Origin of the sequence: Micromonospora sp. AMSO1212t (assembly GCF_008868145.1) — a bacterium.
In the GTDB taxonomy this organism is placed as follows: domain Bacteria; phylum Actinomycetota; class Actinomycetes; order Mycobacteriales; family Micromonosporaceae; genus Micromonospora; species Micromonospora tulbaghiae.
On record NZ_WBKS01000044.1, the window covers coordinates 17,392 to 39,594 of the forward strand.

Below are 22,203 nucleotides of genomic sequence, written 5' to 3' on the forward strand. Positions count from 1 at the left end.
TATTCACGTCCCTCACGACCTCGGTCGGCGGGGTCGATCTCTGTCCGGCTCGTGGGCTTTCGGCCCCGGGCCGGTCGTCTCTACACGGCCGGAGCCACCTTCGTCATCGCGTTGATGACCCGGTCCATCGCGTCCCCGCCGCGCGGGTCGGTCAGGTTGGCCAGCAGCTTGAGCACGAAGCGCATGAGCATCGGGTGCGGCATGCCGTGCTTGGTTGCCATCCGCATGATCTCGGGCCGGCCGATGAGCTTCACGAAGACGCCGCCGAGCCGGTAGTAGCCGCCGAAGCGGGCCTTCAGCTCCTGCGGGTACGCCATCAGCGCCCGCTCCCGCTCCGCGCCGGCCGGGCGGGCGAGCGCCTGCACCACGACCTCCGCGGCCATCTCGCCGGACTCCATCGCGTACGCGATGCCCTCGCCGTTGAAGGGGTTGACCATGCCGCCGGAGTCGCCGACGAGCAGCACGCCGCGGGTGTAGTGCGGTACCCGGTTGAAGCCCATCGGCAGCGCGGCGCCGAGGATCGGACCCTCCGCGTTGGACTCGTCGGTCATCCCCCAGTCCTCGGGGGTGTTCGCGAGCCAGTCGGTGAGCAGCTTGCGGTAGTTCGTCTTGCCGAACGCCGAGGAGGAGTTGAGCACGCCCAGGCCGACGTTCACCCGGCCGTCGCCGAGGCCGAAGATCCAGCCGTAGCCGGGCAGCAGCGCGTCGTTGCCCTTGGCCCGCAGCTCCAGCCAGGACTCCAGGTAGTCGTCGTCGTGCTTGGCGGGCGAGCGGTAGTAGCGGCGGACGGCCACGCCGATCGGGCGGTCCTCCCGCTTGGCCAGCCCGAGGGCGAGCGGGAAGCGGCCGGAGACGCCGTCGGCGGCGACCACGAGCGGCGCGTGGAACGTGGCGGGTTCCTTGTCCGGGCCGACCTCGGCCTGCACGCCGACGACCCGGTCGTCGGCGCCGAGCACCGGCCCGAGGACGTTGACGCTGGTCTGCAGCTTCGCCCCGGCGGCGACCGCGCGCTGGGCGAGCAGGTCGTCGAAGTCGAGCCGGGTCCGCACCAGGCCGTAGTTGGGGAAGCTGGCCAGGTCGGGCCAGTCCAGCTCCAGGCGTACTCCGCCACCGATCACCCGCAGGCCCTTGTTGTGCAGCCAGCCCGCCTCGGGCGAGGTGTCCACGCCCATCCGGATCAGCTGCCGCACGGCGCGGGGCGTGAGCCCGTCACCGCAGACCTTCTCCCGGGGAAATTCCGTCTTCTCCAGCAGCAGCACGCGTACGCCGTGCCGCGCCAGGTGGTACGCCGTGGCCGATCCTCCGGGACCGGCGCCCACGACGATGACGTCGGCGTCGTTCTCCACCGCGGTCATCCGCGCCTCCTCCCGCATGCTCGTGAAATGCTTCACAAGCCGATCCGGTTGGAGTCTATGACCGGCGTTACACCAGTACGCGCTGAGGGGGGCCTAACTTAGCGGAAACGCGCCGGTAAGAGCGTCGGGACCGGTCAGGGGCGCGCCTGCGCGGCCGGTCCGAGTCCGGCGTCGAGCCGGATGGCCTCGGGCAGATGGTCGCGCAACGCGCCACCGGCGGCCCGGTCCAGCGCGGCGAGCACCTCGGCGACGACCTGCCGGACATCGGCGGGATCCGCGCCGGCCAACTCGCGGAGCTGCGCGATCAGCTCGGCGGCGTCGTCGTCGGTGGCGGCCTGGTCTGGTCCCGTCATGGGGGCGAGCCTACGGGACAAAGTAGACCAAAACCGGATATTCACGAAATGACCGAGTGTCCGCCGGTCGGACGGTCAGTTTCGGACGGCCCGGTGCAACGCCACGACGCCGCCGGTCAGGTTGCGCCACGCCACCCGGCCCCAGCCGGCCGCGCCGATCCGCGCGGCCAGCGCCGCCTGGTCCGGCCAGGCCCGGATCGACTCCGCCAGGTAGACGTACGCGTCCGGGTTGCTCGACACCGCGCGGGCCACCGCCGGCAACGACCGCATGAGGTACGACAGGTAGACGGTGCGGAACGCCGGGTTGACCGGGGTGCTGAACTCGCAGACCACCAGCCGCCCACCCGGCCGCGTGACCCGGGCCAGCTCGGCCAGCGCCGCGTCGGTGTCGTTGACGTTGCGCAGCGCGAAGGAGATGGTGACCGCGTCGAAGCTGGCGTCGGCGAACGGCAGCCGCAGCGCGTCCCCGGCCAGCAGCGGCACCGACGGGCGGGTGCGCTTGCCGGCGTACAGCATGCCCAGCGACAGGTCCGCGCCGACCGCGTACGCCCCGGAGTGGGCCAGTTCCTCGGTCGACACACCGGTGCCGGCGCCCACGTCCAGCACCCGCTCACCCGGGCGCAGCCCGAGCGCCGCCCGGGTGGCCCGCCGCCAGGACCGGTCCTGCCCGAACGAGAGCACGGTGTTCGTCAGGTCGTAGCGGGCCGCGACGCCGTCGAACATCGCGGCGACCTCGTGCGGCTGCTTGTCCAGGCTGGCGCGCTGGCCCTGCGGGGTACGACTCACCCCTCCACTCTGCCAGCCGCGCCACCCCCGCCTCCCCCCGGGTACGCGGCCGTTGTTCCCATCGATCCCGGCAGACGGCAGGGGCGGGATGGTCACCCATCCCGCCCCTGCCGCGGTGCGTTATATGAACGGCCCTCATGGGCCGATGGAGGACGACGGTCCGGCGGACGCCGCAAGCGTAATGGCGTCGCCGGCTCACCGGGCCGTGCTCGACCGGGTCGCCGCCGACCTGTTACCAGCCTGCTCGCGGCCCGGATCGGTGGTGTCGCGCGGGCAGGCTAGCCGCCGGTGATCACGCAGGTGAAGACCCCTGGCGCAAGCTTCACCGGAAACGGGCGGAGCTCCGGCCGCACGACGGACGCCGACCGGCCGAACGGCGGAACCGGGTCAGTTGACCTCGACCAGCGGCAGCGACTTCCCGGCCCCGCCGCCGGGCAGGGCGATCGACGAGAAGTGCGAGACCACCCGGTCGTCGCTCGGGTCGTCGGCGGGCGTGTGGTGCACCGCGAGCCGGTTGTAGAGCGTGTCCCGCTGGGCCGGGATCCGGTCGGCCGACCGGATCATGCCGATCAGCTCGTGCAGGTTGGACCGGTGCCGGGCGCCGGCCGAGGAGATGACGTTCTCCTCCAGCATGATCGAGCCGAGGTCGTCCACGCCCATGTGCAACGCGAGCTGCCCGACGTCCTTGCCGGTGGTCAGCCAGGACGCCTGGAGGTGCGGCACCGTCTCGAAGAACAGGCGGGCCACCGCGACCAGGCGCAGGTACTCCAGCGTGGTCGCCTGGGTACGGCCCTTGAGGTGGTTGTTCTCCGGCTGGTACGTCCACGGGATGAAGGCCCGGAAACCGCCGGTGCGGTCCTGCACGTCGCGGATCATCCGCAGGTGCTCGATGCGCTCGGCGTTGGTCTCGCCGGTGCCCATCATCATGGTGGCGGTCGACTCCAGGCCCTGCCGGTGCGCCAGCTCCATGACCTCCAGCCAGCGGGCGCCGGACTCCTTCAGCGGCGCGATCGCCTTGCGCGGGCGGTCCGGCAGCATCTCGGCGCCGGCACCGGCGATCGAGTCCAGGCCGGCGGCCTTGATCCGGGCGATGGCCTCGTCCAGGCTCACGCCGGAGACCTTGGCCATGTGCAGGATCTCGCTCGGGCCGATCGAGTGGATGGCGAGCTGCGGGTACGCCTTCTTGACCGAGGAGAACAGCTCCTCGTAGTACTCGACGCCGTAGTCCGGGTGGTGCCCGCCCTGGAGCATGACCTGGGTGGCGCCCAGCTCGACCGCCTCGCCGCAACGGCGCAGGATCTCCTCGGTCGGGTGGGTCCAGCCCTCCTTGTGCTTGGGGGCCCGGTAGAACGCACAGAACTTGCACGCCGTCACGCAGACGTTCGTGTAGTTGATGTTGCGGTCGATCAGGTACGTGACGATGTTGTCCGGGTAGCGGCGCCGCCGTACCGCGTCGGCCGCCTCGCCCAGCGCGTGGAAGGGCGCGTCGGTGTAGAGCAGCAGCGCCTCCTCGGGCGTGATCCGCCCGCCGTCCGCGCCGCGTTGCAGGATGTCGTCGATCTCCCGGTTCGCCGTCACACTCCCGAGCGTACGCCGACCGCCCTCGCCCTCGACCGGCCCACCCAGGGGATCCGGCGCGGGAGACACGGTGACGAGCGCCACTCCCCCCGGGAATTCCATCGACCAACTACGATGCATCGATGATTGACGAACCCTTACCCCGAACGGGGCGCGCCCTCCGCCGGCGCGCCTTCCTCGTCCTGGCTCCCCTCGCTGCCGGCGGACTGGCCCTCGCCGCGACCCCCCGCCCCGCCGTGGCGGCCACAACCCGCGCGCCGGAGTGCCTCGCCGACCTGCTGGAGCGCTGATGGCCACCATCCCGTGGCTCGCCGACGTGCTGCGCTCGGCCGGCGTCACAGTGGTGGAGGAGGGCAACTGGCTCGGCCGCGTCGCCGGCAGCTCGTTCGACCCGATCGGCGTGCTCTGGCACCACACCGCCTCGACCTCCGGCGCCACCAACCCGCACCCCGCGCTGGGCATCTGCATCAACGGCCGCTCCGACCTCCCCGGCCCGCTCTGCCACGCGCTCGTCGACTACCACGGTGTGTTCCACGTCATCTCCGGCGGGCGGGCCAACCACGCCGGAAGAAGCCGCGGCAGCGGCCCGATCCCGGCCGGCGACGGCAACACGCTGATGGTCGGCTGGGAGATCGACTACAACGGGGTCGACCAGCGGATGACGCCCGCTCAGTACTCCGCCTCGGTGCTCGCCACCGCCGCCGTACTGCGCCGGCTGGGCCGCGACGCCTCCCATGCGCGCGGCCACCGGGAGACCAGCACCACCGGCAAGATCGATCCCTCCTTCATCGACCTCGACACGATGCGCTCCGACGTCGCCCGGCAGCTCACCGGGAACCCGCCCCTCGAACTCTGGAAGGACGACATGAAACTCATCCAGTCCACCAACCGGGGCATCGCCCTGGTCGGCCCCGGCTACTTCCGCCTGCTCCGCAACGACGAAGAGGTCTTCGCCGCCGTCGCGCTCGTCGGCAACCCGCTCGTCGGCAACGACCGCCAGTTCGACCTCTGGCGCAGCATCGCCTTCGACGGTCAGGTCAAGGCGCCGAGCTGACCCGCGCCGGGCGACGGGCGCGAGGGATCTTGCGCCCGTCTCCTAGGCTCGCCGCGTGTCCGTCGCATCGCATCCGCCCACCCCGGTCGTCGTGGCCGGTGCCCGCCCCGCCCTCTGGTCCCTCGTGCTGACGGCGGTGGTGGCCGGCCTCGGCCTCGCCGTGATCGCGGTGAACACGCTCGTCGGCTACCTGACGGTCGGGCTGTCCCAGGCCGTGCCGATCTGCCTCGGCCTGGTCGGCTGCTTCGCCTTCACCGTCGCCCTGCGCCTGCTGCACCGGGCCTGGTGGCTGGCTGTCCTGTCGGTGGTGCCGGCCCTCTTCGTGCTGGTGGGAAGCGTGCAGCTCGCCCCCGAGGCGGTGCTGCAGGAGCGGGGCGTCGCCCAGCAGGTCACCATCACCGACGTGCAGACGTCCGGCAAACGGCACGAGTTCGCGCTCCGCAGCGACTCCGGTCCGCTCGACGAGCCACTCGTCTACCAGGGCAGCGCTCCCGACTACCGGGTCGGCCAGCAGCTCACCGTGCTCACCGACCCGCGGCGGCAGGTGGAACTGGCCGACGCCGAGGACGTCGATGCCGCCGGCAAGCGGGCCATGCTCGTGTTCGGCGCGGTCGGCTGGACGCTGTTCGCGCTCCTCGCCGGATGGCGCGGCCACGTCCGCCGGGCCCGGGGGCGTCAGGCATCGGCGCCGCTGCCGCTGCCGTACTGATCGGCGGGTGCCGCCCCGCCGGTCAGCTCACGCGTCGTAGTCGACTGTCAACTCTTCGGTGACCGGGCTGGACTGGCAGGTCAGCACGTAACCGGCGGCCACCTCGTCGGGCTCCAGCGCGTAGTTGCGCGCCATCGTCACCTCACCGGCCGTCACCTTGGCCCGGCAGGTCGAACACACGCCGCCCTTGCACGCGTACGGCAACTCGCCGCGCACCCGCAGAGCCGCGTCGAGCACCCGCTCGTCCCGGCCCATCGTGAAACTGGACGAGCGGCCGTCCAGCAGGATCGTCACCTCGGTGCCGGACCCGGGCCGGTCGGTCTCGCGCCGGACCGGCTCCGGCGGGGCGTCGACGTGGAACAGCTCGGTGTGCACCGCCGCATCCGGCACGCCGCGACCCGCGAGCACCGCCTTGGCGTCCACCACCATGCCGTACGGGCCGCAGAGGAACCACTCCTCGATCTCGTCACCGGGCACGAGTGTGTCGAGCAGCCGGGTCAGGCGGTCGGCGTCGATCCGCCCGGACAGCAGCGCCGACTCGCCCATCTCCCGGGACAGCACGTGCACCAGGTGCAGCCGGGTCGGGTAGCGGTCCTTCAGGTCGGCCAGCTCCTCGGCGAACATCACCGAGTTCGCCGTGCGGTTGCCGTACACGAGCGTGAACGTGCTGCGCGGCTCGATGGCCAGCGCGGTCGCGGCCAGCCCGAGGACCGGGGTGATGCCGGAGCCGGCGACCACCGCGCCGTACCGGCGGACCCGGTCCGGGGTGAACGCGGAGGTGAAGTGGCCCAGCGGCGGCAGCACCTCGACGGTGTCGCCGCCCCGCAGCGCGCCGCACGCGTACGCGGAGAACGCCCCACCCGGCACCTCACGCACCCCGATCCGCAACCGGCCGTGCCGGACCAGCTCGTCCGGGGTGGAGCAGATCGAGTACGACCGCCGCACCTCCTCGCCGTCGGCGCCGGCCGGGCGGCGGACGGTGAGGTGCTGCCCGGCTGAGAACGCGAACGTCTCGCGCAGCGCCTCCGGTACCGCGAACGTGATCGACACCGAGTCGTCGGTGAGCCGGTCCACGGCGGTGACGGGCAGCGGGTGGAAGACCGGCCGGCGGCGCACCGGCCGGGTGATGGTGACAGTCACAGCGCCTTCAGGTGGTCGAAGGGTTCGGAACAGGAGCGGCAGCGCCACAGCGCCTTGCACGCGGTGGAGCCGAAGCGGCTGATCTGGGTGGTCTCCGGCGACCCGCAGCGCGGACAGCGTACGGCCAGGGTCAGCGGCACCACCGTGTCGTCGCCGCGCGGCGCGGGCGGGGCGATGCCGGCGGCTTCGAGCTTGGCCCGGCCGCTGTCGGAGATCCAGTCGGTGCTCCACGCCGGGTGGTAGACGGTACGGACCTCGGCGTCCGGATGCCCGGCGGCGGCCAGCGCCCGGCGGATGTCCTCCCGGATCACGTCCATGGCCGGGCAGCCGGTGTAGGTGGGGGTGATGGTGACGACGACCCGGCCGGTGCCCGGTTCCTCGTCGACCGCGCGAAGGATGCCCAGCTCGTCGATGGTGATGACCCGGATCTCCGGATCCACCACCGCCGCCGCGGCCGCCCTGGCGTCGGTCACCAGCGCCACCCTCCGTTCACGACTGCGGGGCTCCGCTCCGCTGCACTCCTCGCGCTCACCAGCTCGCTCCGGGGTGGGCGCGGTGCAGCACCTGCATCTCGGCGAGCAGGTACGAGAGGTGCTCGGTGTGCAGGCCGTCCCGGCCGCCGCCGGGCGCCCAGCCGGTCTCCGGCCGGGTCAGCGTGGCCTCGTCCAGCACGGCGGACACGGTGGCGTCGAAGTCGGCCCGAAGGGTGGACGGGTCGACCGGCGCCGCCGGGTCCGGGGCGAACAGCTCGTGGACGTACGGCCACACCTGGTCGACGGCGTCCTGCATGCGCCGGTGCGACTCCTCGGTGCCGTCGCCGAGCCGCTTCACCCACAGCGCGGCGTGGTCCAGGTGGTACGCCGACTCCTTGCGCGCCTTCGCCCCGACCGCCGCGAGCCGTTCGTCCGCGCAGCCGGCCAGCGCCGAGTAGAGCGGCACCTGGTAGGCGGCCAGGAAGAACAGCTTCGCCATGGTCACGCCGAAGTCGCCGTTGGGCAGCTCGACCAGCAGGCAGTTGCGGAACTCGCGGTCGTCGCGCAGGTAGGCCAGGTCGTCCTCGTCGCGGCCCGCGCCCTCCAGTTCGCCCGCGTACGTGAGCAGCAGCCGCGCCGCGCCGAGCTGGTCGAGGGCGATGTTCGCGAGCGCGATGTCCTCCTCCATCTCCGGCGCGCGGGAGGTCCACTCACCGAGGCGCTGCGCCGCGATCAGCGCGTCGTCGCCGACGGCCAGCGTGAAGTCGAACCGGCTCATAGGTGGGCCGCCCCTTCGGGGACCTCGTAGAACGTCGGGTGGCGGTAGACCTTGTCGGCGGCCGGGTCGAAGAACGCGTCCTTCTCGTCCGGGCTGGACGCGGTGATCGCGCTCGCCGGCACCACCCAGATGGAGACGCCCTCCTGGCGGCGGGTGTAGAGATCCCGGGCGTTGCGCAGGGCCAGCTCGGCGTCGGGGGCGTGCAGGCTGCCGACGTGGGTGTGCGACAGGCCACGGCGGGCCCGCACGAAGACCTCCCACAGGGGAGAGGACGAGCTGCTCATGCCGAGCCGACCGGGCATGCCCTCACGGCCCTCGCTCCGCTCGGTGCGTTCGCTCATGCCGTGCCGACTGGGCATGCCCTCACGGCCCTCGCTCCGCTCGGTGCGTTCGCTCATGCCGCCACCGGTTCCTTTCGCTCCGCCCGCTTCGCGGCGTACGCCGCGGCGGCCTCCCGTACCCACGCGCCGTCGGCGTGCGCCTTGCGCCGGTGCGCCATGCGCTCCCGGTTGCACGGCCCGTCACCCTTGATCACCCGCATCAGCTCGGCGTAGTCGGGCTGGGTGTAGTCGTACGCCTGCCGCTCGTCGTTCCAGCGCAGGTCCGGGTCGGGCAGGGTGAGGCCGAGCACCTCCGCCTGGCCGACGCACATGTCGACGAAGCGCTGGCGCAGCTCGTCGTTGGAGAAACGCTTGATCTTCCAGGCCATGGACTGGGCGCTGTGCGTCGAGTCGCCGTCCGGCGGGCCGAACATGGCCAGTGACGGGTACCACCAGCGGTCCACCGAGTCCTGCGCCATCGCCTTCTGCGCCGGGGTGCCGTGCGCCAGCGTGTGCAGGATCTCGTAGCCCTGGCGCTGGTGGAACGACTCCTCCTTGCAGACCCGGATCATCGCCCGGGCGTACGGCCCGTACGAGCAGCGGCACAGCGGCACCTGGTTGACGATCGCCGCGCCGTCCACCAGCCAGCCGATCGCACCCACGTCGGCCCAGGTCAGGGTCGGGTAGTTGAAGATCGAGCTGTACTTCTGCCGCCCGTCGAGCAGCAGCTCCACCAACTCGTCGCGGCTGATGCCGAGCGTCTCGGCGGCCGCGTAGAGGTAGAGGCCGTGACCGGCCTCGTCCTGCACCTTGGCCAGCAGGATCGCCTTGCGCTTGAGCGAGGGCGCCCGGCTGATCCAGTTGCCCTCCGGCTGCATGCCGATGATCTCGGAGTGGGCGTGCTGGGCGATCTGCCGGATCAGCGTCCTGCGGTACGCCTCGGGCATCCAGTCGCGGGGCTCGATCTTCTGGTCCGCGTTGATGACGTCGGCGAAGTACGCCTCGACGTCCTCGTCCGGGGCCGCGCCGCCACGCCGGGCCCGCGCCGCCGCCTCGCGCAGCGCGGCCTCCGCCGCCTCCACCTCGCCGAGCAGGCCGCCGCCCGGAGCGTCCTCCGGCGGGGCGAAGTCGTTGCCATACATGCAGCCAGTGTTACAGCTCGCCACGAATGACACCAGAGGGTGTAACAGGTTTCGAGGGCCACCGCGCGTCACCGGGCATACGCGTGCCGACATCGGCCCTGGTAGCTGTGATGTCGATCACTTGGAAAAGAAGAAATCCCCCAAGGACCGCAAAGCGGCTCAATATCCCGCCCACCCGGCAAAGTCACGGGTGTCGAGACCTGGCATCAAGGCTGTCCGGAAGTAGACTTCCGACCGGCAAACCGTTCGGCTTCATGATCGTCACCGTTCAGGCCATCGTCCCCCGGCCTAGTGGCGACCGGGCCGAACCCATGCGGAAGTGCCGGTCCCCCCGGCCAGACATCTGGAGCTCACCACTCATGCGACCTCGCGTGACCATGGCGGTCGCCATCGTGGCGATCATCATCGGTGGCGTCATGCTGGTGCCGGCCGCGTACGCGAAGCTCTCCGGCGGAGACGGCGCGGGCGGCCTCGGCGGCGGCGAGCAGGTCCCGGCGCCGGCACCGACCGCGCCGGCGCCCCCGACGCTCGCCGACGCCCCGGTGTCGGTGAACTTCAAGGGTGAGTTCCTCTCCTGGGCCCTGATGGACCGCGAGACCGGCACGGTCACCGGCGCGAAGAACATGAACCAGACCAGCTCCACCGAGTCGATGCTCAAGGCCTGGATCGTCGCGGACTACCTTCGCCAGCTCGGCGACAAGCAGCCGAGTGCCGGGCTCAAGAAGGCGGCGATCCTCGCGATCCGGGACAGCGACGACGACGGCGCCAACGCGGTCTACCGGGCGGCGGGCGGCTCCTACAGGCCCCAGCCGGGCGGCAAGCCGGACCCGGTCATCGCGCGGGCGATCCGGATCTGCGGCCTGACCGACACCAGGCCCGGCGACGTGCCCGACTACAAGGGCTGGTGGAGCTTCACCGAGATGTCCCCCCGGGACGCGGCCCGCCTCGGCGACTGCATCGCCGACGGCCGCGCCGCCGGCCCCAAGTGGACCGAGTGGCTGCTCAGCGAGATGACCAAGGTCGCCGGCAGCGTCAGCAAGCAGGGCGAGCGGTCCGGCGGCGGTCGGTGGGGCATCATCGACGGCCTGCCGGCGACGATCAAGTCGCAGGGGCCGGTGCACATGAAGAACGGCTGGACGCAGCTCGCCTACGACGGCAACTGGCACGTCAGCTGCCTGGCGTTCACCGACAAGTGGAGTCTCGCCGTGATGATGCGGTACCCGGGCCGCTCCGGTCTGCCGTACGGTGCGAAGATGTGCGCCGCCGTCGCCACCCAGCTCGTGACGCCGCAGCCCGGCGCCGCGCTCAAGGTGCCGCAGCAACCGGTCGGGAAGCTCTGATGGCCGGTGCCCGGCGTCGGCCCGGCAGCTATCGGCGCCCGCTCGCGTTCAGCGCCCTGGCTGCGGTCCTCGTCGGCCTGCTCGGCCTCTCCCTGCGCGTGATCCCCGGCTCACCGCTGGAGGCCACCGCGAACTCTCACCCCGAGCCGACGAGCGAGCGGTCGGCGCAGCAATCCGTCGACCGCAACGCGCCGCGCGTCGCCCCCTCGCGGTCGCTCGAACCGCTGCCGTTCCAGGCGAAGAACCTGGACAGCCTCAAGATCAAGGGCTGGTACGCCTGGTCCGTGCTGGACAAGCGCACCGGGAAGATCATCGGCTCGTCGAACATGGGCGAGACGAGCACGACGGCGTCCCTGATCAAGTCCTGGGTGGTGGCCGACTACCTGCGCCTGAGCGCCGAGGACGGCAGGACGCCGAGCGACGCGAAGCTGGCCGACGCCACGAAGATCATCCGTGACAGCGACAACACCCGGGCGCAGGAGTTCTACGAGAGCGTCGGCGGCTCGGACTCGATCGAGCGGCTGATCTCGATCTGCAAGCTGACCGACAGCGAGGTCGCCTCCGACGGCGGCTGGAGCCGCACCGAGCTGTCCCCTCGGGACACCGCCCGCCTCGGTCTCTGCATCGACGACGGCCGCGCGGCCGGGCCGAAGTGGACCAAGTGGCTGCTCAGCGAGATGCGCCAGGTCCGCGCTCCCGGCGACTTCGGCATCCGCAAGGCGTTCCCGGCGGCCCAGCAGAAGAAGATCGCCATCAAGAACGGGTGGATCGACCGGGACAAGGAAGAGGAGTACCACGTCAACTGCCTGGCCATCGGCGACACCTGGACGATGGGCGTGATGCTGCGCACCCCGTTCGGCGTCGAGGGCGGCTGGGAGTACGGCATGGACGCCTGCGAACGGATCACCAAGGCGCTGCTGCGCCCGGCGCCCTGAGCCGCGCGCCGCGCTCAGCCCTGGAAGAACTCCGGGCCGTCGGCCGGCAACGCCGGCACCTCCCCGTACGCGGCCGCCCGGCGGGCGAACTCGCGCAGCCCGGCCACCTGCCGCTCACCCAGCGAGAAGTCGAGCGCCCGGAAGTACGTGGCGAGCGTCGCCGCGTCGAACGTCTCCCAGCGGGCCGCCGCCTCCGCCACCTGGTCCAGCTCGGCCAGGCACAGGTCACGCGAGCGCAGGAACGCCTCGTGCACCTCCTTGACCAGGCCGGGGTGGGCGGCGGCGAACTCGCGGCGTACCGCCCAGACGGCGAACACCATGGGCAGACCGGTCCAGTCGTGCCACGCCTGCCCCAGGTCGGTCACTTCGAGGCCCTTGGCCGGCGCCTCGTAGAGCGCGCGCAGCGCCACGTCGCCGATGAGCACCCCGGCGTCGGCCTCCAGCAACATCTGGGTCAGGTCCGGCGGGCAGCGGAAGTACTCCGGGCGCACCCCGTGCCGCTCGGCGAGCAGCAGCTGGGCCAGCAGCACCCCGGTACGCGACGTGGAGCCGAGCGCGACCCGGGCGCCGTCCAGCTCGCCCAGCGGGCGGGTGGACACCACGTTCACCGAGAGCACCGGCCCGTCGCTGCCCACCGCCAGGTCGGGCAGGAGCAGCAGATCGTCGGCGTGCTTGAGGAACTCCACGAGCGTGATCGGGCCGATGTCCAGGTCACCGGCGACCAGGTCGGCGCTCAGCCGGTCCGGCGAGTCCTTGTGCAGGTCGACGTCGATGAGCGCGCCGGACCGCATCAGCCCCCAGTAGATGGGCAGGCAGTTGAGGAACTGGATGTGCCCCACCCGGGGGCGGGCGATGCGGTCGGCCATGACCCGACCGTATCGCCGTGGCTCCGACCTCGCCGCCGGGGGATCCGATCGAGTGGCGAACTACGCACCCCGGCGGCGCCTAACCGCCTGCCACGGCGACGGCGCCGGGCGTGGCCGCGCGGGCGACGGCGGCCCGCTCGGCGCGTACCGCGCGACGCACCGGCCAGGCCAGCGCCACGACCACGAGCAGTCCGGCCACGCCGCATCCGGCGACGAGCACGCGCGGGCCGGCCACCTCCAGGAGCAGGCCACCGACCAGGTAGCCGCCCATCGCGGCGCCCTGGGCGGCCGCCCCGAAGAACGCGAACGCCCGGCCACGGGCCGCCTCCGGCACCCGCCGGGCCAGCAGCAGGTTGTTGAAGACGTTGTCGCCGCCGTTGCCCACACCGCCCAGCAGCCAGATCGGCACGAGCAGCCACGCCGAGGGCACCGCCGCCGAGACGAGCACCGCCAGACCGCAGCCGCCGAGCAGCACCAGCCCGGCGCCGAGCAGCGCGCCGTCGTCGGCGAGCCGGCGGGCGACCCGGGCGAACAGCCACGCGCCGAGCACGATGCCGAGCGTCCAGGAGCCGGTGACCAGGCCGTACACGGTGGCGCTGCTGCCGAGTGTCTCCCGGATGAAGAAGACCTCGATCACGTTCACCGCGCCGACCGCGCCGATCACCGCTGCCACGCTGCCGACCATCACCGTCAGCAGCGGGTCGCGGCGCAGCCGCCACGGTGGCGCGACCGCCGTGGTGACGCCGGCCGTCGCCCGGCGGCCTCCCCTGCGGGTACGGACGAGCAGCCCGGCCGCGACCAGCGAGAGATAGCTGATCGCGCCGAGGAGCAGCGGCACCCGGGTGCCGAACTGGCCGACGAGCAGCCCGGCCAGCGCCGGTCCGGCGAGCGCGCCGAGCGTGCCGGCGGTCTGGTTGAGCGCGCCGGCCCGGGGCAGGTCCTCGGGCCGCACCATGGCCGGCACCAGCGCGGAGATCGCCGGCTGGGAGACCGCGAGGCCGGTGGCCAGCAGCGCCACGAGCGCGATCACCAGGACCGGGTCCCGGGCGTAGGCGAGCGCCAGACATGTCGCGACCTGGCCGATGCCGGTGGCGATCAGCAGCACCCGGCTGTCCACCCGGTCGGCGAGGCGGCCGGTCAGCGGGGCGAGCGCGACCAGCGGCAGCGTCGCGGCGAGCAGCAGCCCGGAGACGGCGAGCCCACCGGCTCCGGCGGACTGGAGCGCGAGCGTGAGGGCGCTGGTGACCAGGAAGTTCCCGCAACTGGAGATGCCGCGCGCGGTGGCCGCGAACCAGACGTCAGGCCAGCGCGACTCGACAGTTGTGAAAGACATACTTCGAAAGTAATCCTTCACAACTGTCGTACGCAACCCCTGTCAGTCGAGAGGCATCGCCCGGTACTGCGTCGCCACCGGCCGTGCCCCCGCGGGCGGATCGGTCCGGGTCCGCCGCCGATACGGCTCCATCAGCGCCTGGACCGCCTGGTTCAGCTCGGACAACTCCTCGGCGGTCAGGAGCAGCACGCTGTCGCTGAACCAGGTCGCCGCGTACCACTCCGGCGACTCGTCCGCCGCGCGGCGCAACCACTCCCGGACCCGCTGGGCGTCACGGACCATGTGCGCCTCGACCAGGGCCGCCTCGGCGGCACGCGCCTCCGGGTCGGCGTCCGGCCCCACCTCGACGTGATACGACGGGTTCACCGCCTGCCACACCCGCTCCCGGGCGTCACCCCGGCCGGGCGCCTGCCGGACCAGCCCGAACTTCGCCAGCTCGCGCAGGTGATAGCTGGTCGCGCTCGGCGACAGCCCGGCGATCTCGGCGCACTCGGTGGCCGTCGCACCGCCCTCCAGCGTGCCGAGATGTTCCATGATCGCCATGCGGGCCGGGTGAGCGAGCGCCCGCATCACCTGCGGATCGCTGATCGTCACCTTGCTCCTGCCGGGAAGCGCCTCGGTCATGCCCCAATGATCGCCGTCGGGCCGGGCCGACGGACACGCCCCCCGCGGTCGACATCAGGAAATTCGTTGGCGCGACCTGCCGGTGCTCCCGTAGCGTGGAGGACCGCCCGACGGCCGCGGTGAGCATGCACCGCAGCGGACGTCCCCGCGCCGGGAGCAGGCCAACCGCCCCGGACACGCGAGCGAGCCTCAGTTGAGCCATCGGAGTTCACAGTGCCCGCAACCGACCTTGACGCCACCCCCGGCCTCGACGCCGAACTGGCCGCCGAGCGTGCCCACCTCGACGCCTCCCGCGCCGCGCTGACCCGGATGCGGGAACGCGCCCAGGCGCTCTTCGCCACCGGCGACAAGGTGGCCGGTGACTCGTACACCGCCGAGCAGCTCGGCCGGCACATGGCCCGGCGGGTCAAGGAGCTGGCCGACGACCCGACCACCCCGCTGTTCTTCGGCCGCCTGGACTTCGGCGGCGGCGACCCGGACCACGCCGGGCGGGAGTACCACGTCGGGCGGCGGCACGTCACCGACGAGCTGGGCGAGCCCCTGGTGCTGGACTGGCGCGCGCCGGTCTCCCGGTCGTTCTACCGGGCCAGCGCGCGCGAACCGCAGGGTGTCGCCGTACGCCGCCGGTTCGGGTTCAGCGCCGGGACGCTGACCAGCTTCGAGGACGAGCACCTGGACCGGGGCGAGGAACTCGGCACCGCCAGCCGCATCCTCACCGCCGAGATCGAGCGCCCCCGCGTCGGCCCGATGCGGGACATCGTGGCCACCATCCAGCCCGAGCAGGACGAGCTGGTCCGGGCCGATCTTGCCGACTCGATCTGCGTACAGGGCGCGCCGGGCACCGGCAAGACGGCGGTCGGGCTGCACCGCGCCGCATACCTGCTCTATCTGCACCGGGAACGGCTGCGCCGCTCGGGTGTGCTGATCGTCGGGCCGAACCGGGCGTTCCTGTCGTACATCGCGGCGGTGCTGCCGGCGCTCGGTGAGGTCGAGGTCGAGCAGGCCACTGTGGAGGACCTGGTCACGCGCGTGCCGGTCCGCGCGGTCGACGACCCGGCCGCCGCCGTGCTCAAGCACGACGTCCGGATGGCCGAGGTGCTGCGCCGGGCCGTCGACGCCCACATCGGTACGCCGACCGAGCCGATCATGGTGTCGGACGGCTCGTACCGGTGGCGGATCGGGCTCGACCCGCTGCACCGGCTGGTCACCGAGACCCGTCAGGAGGGGCTGCCCTACGCGACCGGCCGGGAGCGGGTCCGGGCACGGGTGGTGGGGCTGCTGCAACGCCAGGCCGAGGCCCGCCGGGCGGAGTCACCGAGCGACGCCTGGCTGCGCCGGATGAGCCGGATCAAGCCGGTCACCGACCTGCTCGACACGGTCTGGCCGGCGCTCACCCCGGACGGGCTGCTGCACCGGCTGCGTACCGACGCCGACGCGCTCGCCGCCGCCGCGGACGGCCTGCTCACGCCCGAGGAGCAGGAGCTGTTCCGGTCCGGCAAGGTCGCCCGCACCGCGAAGGCGACCCGGTGGACCGCCGCCGACGCGGTGCTCATCGACGAGGTGGCCGGGCTGCTGGAACGGCCCGCCGGCTTCGGGCACGTGGTGGTCGACGAGGCGCAGGACCTCTCCCCGATGCAGTGCCGGGCCATCGCCCGGCGCAGCGAGCACGGCTCGATCACGCTGCTCGGCGACCTGGCCCAGGGCACCGCGCCCTGGGCCGCCACCGACTGGCGGGAGTCCCTGGCCCACCTGGGCAAGCCGGACGCCGCTGTGGTGCCGCTGAGCGTGGGCTTCCGGGTGCCGGCCGCCGTGGTCGCGTTCGCGAACCGGCTGCTGCCGGCGCTCGCCGTCGACGTACCCCCGGCCCGGTCGCTGCGCAACGACGGCGCGCTGGATGTGCGTACCGCCGAGGACCTGACGGCCGCGACGGTGGCCGAGGTGCGGGCGGCGCTCGCGCACGACGGCTCGGTCGGTGTGATCGCCGCCGACGACGCGGTCGACCGGCTCCGCGCGGCGCTCGCCGACGCGGGCGTCGAGACCGCGACCGCCGACGACGTCGAGGCCGCGGCGCGCGTCACAGTGGTCCCGGCGACGCTGGTCAAGGGCCTGGAGTACGACCACGTGGTGGTCGTCGAGCCGGCCGCGATCGTGGCCGCCGAGCCTCGCGGGCTGCACCGCCTCTATGTGGTGCTGACCCGGGCGGTCTCCCGCCTGGCCGTGCTGCACCGCGAGCCGCTGCCCGCGCCGCTGACGGCCTGACGCGGAGGCCAGGCCGCACGCGGACGTGGGCCGCGGCCACGCTGACGTGGACGGCCGACCGCGGTCCTGGACGGCCCGGCCCACGGTCCGGCGGCCCGGCCCACGGTCCGGCGGGGCTGGTCCGGTCAGGCGGACAGCGCGGCGGCGACCTCGCGCAGCGGTCGGCCGGACTCGGCGATCGGCACGGTGAACGACAGCCAGGAACCGTCGGTGAAGTCGATCCGCAGCCGCTTCGGGTTGAGCCGGTGCCAGCCCACCCGCGCGGAGGCGATCTCCGCCCGGGTGGCCGACCACGCCACGGCGGTCTCGGCCAGCGCGCGTTCCTCGGCCTCGCGACCGGCCAGCAGCTTGACCCCGCCGGTACGGCAGACCACCAGCCGCCGGTCGGTGACCGCGAGCAGCGTCTCCCGGACCTGGAGATCGGGCCGGGGCGGGCGGAGCGCGCGGTGCAGGCGGGAGGCGGCCGAGCCGGGGGCGCCGCGCCCGGCGATCCCCCAGCCGATCAGGTCGACCAGGCGGTCGCCGCGGTCCCAGGTGGCCAGTGGCAGCAGGACGTTGAGCAGCACCGAGCCGACCGTCCGCCGGCTCGGCTCGGCGGTGGGCTCCGGCTCGGGCGGCGGTGCCGGGGCGAGCCCCTGGCCGACGTCGGCCTTGGCGTGGGCCAGGACGCGCTCGCCCGGCTCGACGAGCCGGCCGATCGGGTCGCGGTATCTGGTCTCGTCCATCGGCTCAGTATCGGTCGCGGCCGTAGCCGTCGTCGGCGCGGCGCTCCGCGGCGGGGGCGTTGCCCATCACCTCGCCGACGATCTCCCGTACGCGGGCGGCGGCGGCCTCCTGCGCCCGGTTCGCCGCCGAGGTGATCTCCTCGGCGAGCGTGTACGAGTCGAAGCGCATGGCGCGGGCGTTGATGTCGGTGGAGAGGATCTTGCCGTCGGCGGCGGCCACGACAGTGACCAGGCCGGAGTCGCTCACCCCCTCGGCGCTGCTCTGCTCCAGCTCGGCCATCCGCGCGCCGAGTTCGCGCTGCCACCCGTCCAGGTTGCGGGCCAGCGCCTCGATCCGGTCCAGGGCCGGGAACGTCATTGCTGCCTCTCAGTTCACGATCGAGTCGAACACGTTCTGCACGCCCTTGGTGTACGGGCCCAGGTCCTCGTGGTACGTGCCGTCCACCAGGTAGTTGCGGTCCTTGCGCCCGTCGGAGACGTCGTGCAGGCCCATCCCGGTGTCGAGCAGCGCGCCGCCGATGCCGGGGATGTTCACCGGCGACGCCTGGTTGATGGCGAACTTGCCCGGGAAGAGGACGGCGGCGCGTTCGACCTTGAAGGCGAGCGCCGCCTTTGTGTAGCCGGACTTGTTGAACGCGCTGTACGCCTTCTTGGCCCGGCGCAGCTCCATCACCACCTTGGCGTAGTGGTCGAGCAGGTTGGCGACCTTCTGGAGCTTGGTGGCGAGCTTCGTGAGGATCTCCGCGAACCGGGCCACGATCTTGACCATGCGGCCGACGGTGGTGGCCAGCCGGGCCAGCACCCGCACCACGGTGGCGGCCAGGCTCACCCCGGCGCTCAGCGCCGCCGCCACCGCGGCGATGATGATCTCGGTCAGGAACCAGAGCAGGAACTCCAGGATCAGCTCGACCAGCAGGTTGAACGCGTCCACCGCCGCGTTCGCGGAGTCGACCAGCACCTCCTTGGTGCCGTCCAGCCCTTTCGCCAGATCCTCCATGGCGTCCTCGATGGACTGCATCGAGGCGTGGAACTTCTCCGCCGCGTCGCCGTCCCAGGCGCCGCGCAGCCGCGCCCGGTCGGCGATCTGGTCGCCGGCGATCTGCCGGACCGCCTCCCCGGTCGTCATCGCGAGCTGGGCCGCCCGCATCAGGTCGTCCGGCTCACCGGCGACCAGTTCCAGGAGCTGCTCGAACGGCCACAGCACCGCGTTCGACAGTGGCTTGAACGGGTCGGGCGTGCCCGACACGATCTGCTCGAAGTAGGTCTTGTTGCGCTGGAGCGCCTCGGTGCTCATCCCCGCTCCCCTCAGCCGCCGGCGGTGAACATGGTGTCGTTCGCCGTGTCCGTGTCGTCGTAGGCGGCGGCGGTCTCGGCGAGCCCCGTGGCGACGGTCAGCATGGTCTCGGCACCGTCCGCCAGCCCTTGCAGGCACGCCTCGAACTGCTCCGCGTACGCCGCGGCGAGGCTGAACGACGCGGGCATCACGCCGAAGGAGTGCCGGGCCACATGGCCGTCGCGGAACGCCCGCTCCAGCTCGCGGAACCGGGACGACCGGTCCCGGGAGGCGGCGGCGAACGCCCTCAGCGCCTCCGGCTGGACGTCGAGATTCCTGCTCGGACTGGTCACGGACCCTCCCCAGTGTCCGGTTGGAACTTCCACCGTCGTCGACGGCGCCACCAGACTAGGGGATACGAGCATCCGGTCAGGGGACACCGCCGCTGGCGCACGCACGGTAGACAGGGGATGCACCGACCCCCGCCCGAGGAGATCGCCGATGATCCTGGCCCGCGCCGAACAGGTCAGCCGCCGCTACGGCGAGGTGCTGGCACTGGACCGGGTCGACCTGACCGTCCGGTCCGGGGAACTGGTCGGCCTGCTCGGCCCGAACGGCGCCGGCAAGAGCACGCTGATCAACCTGCTGGTCGGGCTGCGCCGCCCCACCGCCGGCCGGGTCGAGCTGTGTGGCGGCGACCCGCGCGACCCGGCGAGCCGACGGCAGCTCGGTGTCACCCCGCAGGAGACCGGCCTGCCCGGCACGCTGCGGGTCGGCGAGGTGGTCGACTTCGTCTCCGCGCACTTCCCCGACCCGGTGCCGCGCGGCGAGCTGCTCGACCGGTTCGGCCTCGCCGACCAGGTACGGCGGCAGACCGGTGGTCTCTCCGGCGGGCAGCGTCGCCGGCTCGCCGTGGCGCTGGCGTTCGTCGGCCGTCCCCGGCTGGTGGTGCTCGACGAGCCGACCACCGGCCTCGACGTGGAGGCGCGACACGCGCTCTGGGACGCGATCCGCGGCTTCCACGCCGACGGCGGCACCGTGCTGCTGAGCAGCCACTACCTGGAGGAGGTGGAGGCGCTCGCGCAGCGGGTGGTGGTGATCGGCCACGGGCGGGTGCTCGCCGACGACTCGGTGGCGGCGATCCGCGGAATAGTCGGCGTACGCCGGGTCAGCCTGGTCGCCGACGACCTGCCGGCGCTGCCGGGAGTGGTCGCCACCGAACGCGCCGACGGGCGGGTGCACCTGCTCACCACCGACGCCGACCAGCTCGTCCGCGACCTGGTCACCGCCGGGGTGGCGTTCCGCGACCTGGAGGTCCGGCCCACCTCGCTGGAGGAGGCGTTCCTCGCCATCACGGCCGACGACCGGCCCGCGCCCACCCCTGTCTAGGAGACCGCCGTGCCGCTCGCCCTCGTCCACGCCCGCTACCAGCTCCTGGAGATCATCCGGATCCCGGTGGCGGTGGTCGGCAGCGCGTTCTTCCCCGCCGCCGCGATGCTGTTCTTCGTGGTGCCGTTCGCCGGCGACGACCCGGCCGGCGCCACCTACGCCACCGCCGCCATGGTGACGTTCGCGGTGATGAGCGCCAACATCTTCCAGTACGGCGTGGGTGTCGCCGAGGACCGCGACCAGCCCTGGAACCCGTACACCCGGACCCTGCCGGCCGGACCGGCGCCACGGCTGGCCGGGCGGATCCTGGCCGGGCTGGTGCTGACCTACGTGTCGATGATCCCGGTGGTGGTGATCGCGGCGGTCGCCACCGAGGCGCGGGTCGGCGCGCTGCAGTTCCTGCTCGGGCTCGGCGCGGTGGCCGTGATCTCGGTGCCGTTCACGCTGCTCGGCCTGACGATCGGCTACTCGCTGCCGAGCAAGGCGGCGATCGTGGTGGCACAGGTGATCTTCTTCCCGCTCGCGTTCGGCGGTGGCCTGCTCTCCGGGCCGGACGACGCACCCGGCTTCATCAAGGCGATCGCCCCCTACCTGCCGACCCGGGGCGCCGTGGAACTGCTCTGGGCTGCGGTCACCGACTTCCGGCCGGACACCCGAGCGCTGGTGATGCTCGTGGTCTGGGTGCTCGTGCTCGCCGCGGCGGCCGGCTGGGCGTACCGGCGGGACGAGGGCCGCCGCTTCAGCTGACCTTTTGTCCGGTTCCGGCCCGGCGGCCGACCCGGCGGTGCCACGATGCCGACAGGGCGGGCGAGCGGAGCCGCCCCCGGCGAGAGGGGTCACCGTGAACGGCGTCGAGCCCGGCACGCCCTGCTGGACCGACCTGGCCACGCCCGGTCTGGACGACGCACGACGGTTCTACCCCGAGCTGTTCGGCTGGACCGGGCAGATCTCCCCCGAGCCGGACGCCGGCGGCTACACCGTCTTCCGCAAGGACGGCAAGGCGGTCGCCGGGGCCGGGCCACCCGGTACGCCGGACCAGGTGCCGGTCTGGTCCACGTACGTGGCGACCGACGACGCCGACCTGGTCGCGACCCGGGTGGAGGCGGCCGGCGGGCAGGTGGTCGTCTCCCCGTTCGACGTCGCCCAGCAGGGCCGGATGGCGGTGCTCGCCGACCCGGCCGGCGCGGTGTTCAGCGTGTGGCAGCCGATGGCGATGCGCGGGGCCGAGTTGTACAACGCACCGGGTGCGATGTGCTGGAACGAGCTGGTCACCCCCGACCCCGACGGCGCGAAGGAGTTCTACGCGCTGGTCTTCGGCTGGCATCCGGAGGAACGCCCGGCCGGGCCGGTCGCGTACACCGGGTGGCGCTGCGGCGCCCGGATCGTCGCCGGCATGGTGCCCCGGGCCGAGCCGATGCCGACGGACCTGCCCGCGTACTGGGCGGTCTACTTCGCGGTGGAGGACGCCGACGCCAGCGCCGCCCGCGCCGCCGAGCTGGGCGGCACCATCCTCGTCCCGCCCCGCGACAACCCGGCCGGCCGCAGCGCCGCCCTGCGCGACCCGGCCGGCGCCCTCTTCTCCATCTCCACCTTGCGCTGACCCACCCCACCCCGCCTCTCTCCGTCGATCTTGCACTTACGGCCCTCCCGACGCGGCATACGCACCTTTCGCCGGGGCCGAAAGTCCAAGATCGACGAGGACAAGCGGGGACGGTCGAGATCTTGGTACGGAGTGGCCCCCAGGAGGGCCGATTCGTACCAAGATCTATCT

Annotated in this window: 24 protein-coding genes; 8 read left to right on the forward strand and 16 right to left on the reverse strand. The window is 72.7% G+C overall.

The window, feature by feature from the left end:
• Positions 1 to 80: 80 nt before the first annotated feature.
• The 4 genes from F8279_RS14110 to mqnC all read right to left on the reverse strand — a co-directional run bounded on the left by F8279_RS14110 (position 81) and on the right by mqnC (position 4,072).
• On the reverse strand, positions 81 to 1,355 hold the full coding sequence (locus tag F8279_RS14110; protein WP_091414515.1) for a geranylgeranyl reductase family protein: 1,275 nt from the start codon (positions 1,353 to 1,355) through the stop codon (positions 81 to 83).
• A 134-nt stretch (positions 1,356 to 1,489) separates the two neighbouring features.
• Positions 1,490 to 1,708 (reverse strand): hypothetical protein, encoded by a 219-nt coding sequence (locus tag F8279_RS14115; RefSeq protein WP_030273586.1) that lies wholly within the window; start codon positions 1,706 to 1,708, stop codon positions 1,490 to 1,492.
• A gap of 75 nt (positions 1,709 to 1,783) precedes the next feature.
• Positions 1,784 to 2,494: a demethylmenaquinone methyltransferase gene (locus tag F8279_RS14120; protein WP_091414513.1), complete on the reverse strand. Its 711-nt coding sequence runs from the start codon at positions 2,492 to 2,494 to the stop codon at positions 1,784 to 1,786.
• 387 nt (positions 2,495 to 2,881) lie between these two features.
• Entirely contained in the window at positions 2,882 to 4,072 is a 1,191-nt protein-coding gene (mqnC, locus tag F8279_RS14125; protein WP_030500766.1) for a cyclic dehypoxanthinyl futalosine synthase, read from the reverse strand.
• Positions 4,073 to 4,361: 289 nt separating this feature from the next.
• On the opposite strand from mqnC, the gene F8279_RS14130 reads away from it, so the two are divergent.
• Together F8279_RS14130 and F8279_RS14135 are read left to right on the forward strand one after the other, a co-directional pair.
• Positions 4,362 to 5,126, forward strand: a complete 765-nt coding sequence (locus tag F8279_RS14130) for an N-acetylmuramoyl-L-alanine amidase (protein ID WP_225853272.1) — start codon at positions 4,362 to 4,364, stop codon at positions 5,124 to 5,126.
• Positions 5,127 to 5,181: 55 nt separating this feature from the next.
• Entirely contained in the window at positions 5,182 to 5,835 is a 654-nt protein-coding gene (locus F8279_RS14135; protein WP_225853273.1) for a hypothetical protein, read from the forward strand.
• A 27-nt stretch (positions 5,836 to 5,862) separates the two neighbouring features.
• Here F8279_RS14135 and paaE read toward each other — a convergent pair whose 3' ends face one another.
• The 5 genes from paaE to paaA all read right to left on the reverse strand — a co-directional run bounded on the left by paaE (position 5,863) and on the right by paaA (position 9,688).
• Positions 5,863 to 6,975 (reverse strand): 1,2-phenylacetyl-CoA epoxidase subunit PaaE, encoded by a 1,113-nt coding sequence (gene paaE, locus F8279_RS14140; protein WP_151500172.1) that lies wholly within the window; start codon positions 6,973 to 6,975, stop codon positions 5,863 to 5,865.
• On the reverse strand, positions 6,972 to 7,448 hold the full coding sequence (gene paaD, locus F8279_RS14145; protein ID WP_091416081.1) for a 1,2-phenylacetyl-CoA epoxidase subunit PaaD: 477 nt from the start codon (positions 7,446 to 7,448) through the stop codon (positions 6,972 to 6,974). The genes paaE and paaD overlap by 4 nt, the downstream gene beginning before the upstream one ends.
• A 55-nt stretch (positions 7,449 to 7,503) precedes the next feature.
• Positions 7,504 to 8,226 (reverse strand): 1,2-phenylacetyl-CoA epoxidase subunit PaaC, encoded by a 723-nt coding sequence (gene paaC / locus F8279_RS14150; RefSeq protein WP_091414510.1) that lies wholly within the window; start codon positions 8,224 to 8,226, stop codon positions 7,504 to 7,506.
• On the reverse strand, positions 8,223 to 8,510 hold the full coding sequence (gene paaB / locus F8279_RS14155) for a 1,2-phenylacetyl-CoA epoxidase subunit PaaB (RefSeq protein WP_091416078.1): 288 nt from the start codon (positions 8,508 to 8,510) through the stop codon (positions 8,223 to 8,225). The genes paaC and paaB overlap by 4 nt, the downstream gene beginning before the upstream one ends.
• Before the next feature lie 110 nt (positions 8,511 to 8,620).
• Entirely contained in the window at positions 8,621 to 9,688 is a 1,068-nt protein-coding gene (gene paaA, locus F8279_RS14160; protein WP_091414508.1) for a 1,2-phenylacetyl-CoA epoxidase subunit PaaA, read from the reverse strand.
• A 359-nt stretch (positions 9,689 to 10,047) separates the two neighbouring features.
• On the opposite strand from paaA, the gene F8279_RS14165 reads away from it, so the two are divergent.
• Both F8279_RS14165 and F8279_RS14170 read left to right on the forward strand, forming a co-directional pair.
• Positions 10,048 to 11,028, forward strand: coding sequence for a hypothetical protein (locus tag F8279_RS14165; RefSeq protein WP_091414507.1), 981 nt, complete (start codon positions 10,048 to 10,050; stop codon positions 11,026 to 11,028).
• Positions 11,028 to 11,963: a hypothetical protein gene (locus F8279_RS14170; protein WP_091414504.1), complete on the forward strand. Its 936-nt coding sequence runs from the start codon at positions 11,028 to 11,030 to the stop codon at positions 11,961 to 11,963. The genes F8279_RS14165 and F8279_RS14170 overlap by 1 nt, the downstream gene beginning before the upstream one ends.
• 14 nt (positions 11,964 to 11,977) lie before the next feature.
• Here F8279_RS14170 and F8279_RS14175 read toward each other — a convergent pair whose 3' ends face one another.
• The 3 genes from F8279_RS14175 to F8279_RS14185 all read right to left on the reverse strand — a co-directional run bounded on the left by F8279_RS14175 (position 11,978) and on the right by F8279_RS14185 (position 14,786).
• On the reverse strand, positions 11,978 to 12,829 hold the full coding sequence (locus tag F8279_RS14175) for a menaquinone biosynthetic enzyme MqnA/MqnD family protein (protein WP_091414501.1): 852 nt from the start codon (positions 12,827 to 12,829) through the stop codon (positions 11,978 to 11,980).
• 79 nt (positions 12,830 to 12,908) lie between these two features.
• Complete coding sequence (locus F8279_RS14180; RefSeq protein WP_151500173.1) at positions 12,909 to 14,162, reverse strand: MFS transporter; 1,254 nt, start codon at positions 14,160 to 14,162, stop codon at positions 12,909 to 12,911.
• Positions 14,163 to 14,204: 42 nt separating this feature from the next.
• Positions 14,205 to 14,786: a helix-turn-helix transcriptional regulator gene (locus tag F8279_RS14185; protein WP_091414496.1), complete on the reverse strand. Its 582-nt coding sequence runs from the start codon at positions 14,784 to 14,786 to the stop codon at positions 14,205 to 14,207.
• A gap of 213 nt (positions 14,787 to 14,999) precedes the next feature.
• Between F8279_RS14185 and F8279_RS14190 the strand changes: the two genes are divergently transcribed.
• Positions 15,000 to 17,045, forward strand: coding sequence for an AAA family ATPase (locus F8279_RS14190; protein WP_091414494.1), 2,046 nt, complete (start codon positions 15,000 to 15,002; stop codon positions 17,043 to 17,045).
• Between the two features lie 125 nt (positions 17,046 to 17,170).
• Here the strand turns inward: F8279_RS14190 and F8279_RS14195 are convergent, their stop codons facing one another.
• The 4 genes from F8279_RS14195 to F8279_RS14210 are packed head-to-tail and all read right to left on the reverse strand — an operon-like array spanning position 17,171 to position 19,396.
• On the reverse strand, positions 17,171 to 17,770 hold the full coding sequence (locus F8279_RS14195) for a hypothetical protein (protein ID WP_151500174.1): 600 nt from the start codon (positions 17,768 to 17,770) through the stop codon (positions 17,171 to 17,173).
• Between the two features lie 4 nt (positions 17,771 to 17,774).
• Positions 17,775 to 18,128: a YbaB/EbfC family nucleoid-associated protein gene (locus F8279_RS14200; protein WP_151500175.1), complete on the reverse strand. Its 354-nt coding sequence runs from the start codon at positions 18,126 to 18,128 to the stop codon at positions 17,775 to 17,777.
• A gap of 9 nt (positions 18,129 to 18,137) precedes the next feature.
• A complete protein-coding gene (locus tag F8279_RS14205; protein ID WP_091414488.1) occupies positions 18,138 to 19,064 on the reverse strand; it encodes a WXG100 family type VII secretion target in 927 nt (308 codons plus the stop codon).
• Positions 19,065 to 19,075: 11 nt separating this feature from the next.
• The gene (locus tag F8279_RS14210) at positions 19,076 to 19,396 is read right to left on the reverse strand and encodes a type VII secretion target (protein WP_091414486.1); all 321 of its coding nucleotides are present in this window, start codon (positions 19,394 to 19,396) and stop codon (positions 19,076 to 19,078) included.
• Between the two features lie 148 nt (positions 19,397 to 19,544).
• On the opposite strand from F8279_RS14210, the gene F8279_RS14215 reads away from it, so the two are divergent.
• The 3 genes from F8279_RS14215 (at position 19,545) to F8279_RS14225 (ending at position 22,032) form a co-directional block, all read left to right on the forward strand.
• A complete protein-coding gene (locus tag F8279_RS14215) occupies positions 19,545 to 20,432 on the forward strand; it encodes an ABC transporter ATP-binding protein (RefSeq protein ID WP_120572102.1) in 888 nt (295 codons plus the stop codon).
• Positions 20,433 to 20,441: 9 nt separating this feature from the next.
• Complete coding sequence (locus F8279_RS14220) at positions 20,442 to 21,179, forward strand: ABC transporter permease (RefSeq protein WP_151500176.1); 738 nt, start codon at positions 20,442 to 20,444, stop codon at positions 21,177 to 21,179.
• Positions 21,180 to 21,273: 94 nt separating this feature from the next.
• Complete coding sequence (locus tag F8279_RS14225) at positions 21,274 to 22,032, forward strand: VOC family protein (protein WP_151500177.1); 759 nt, start codon at positions 21,274 to 21,276, stop codon at positions 22,030 to 22,032.
• Positions 22,033 to 22,203: the final 171 nt, after the last annotated feature.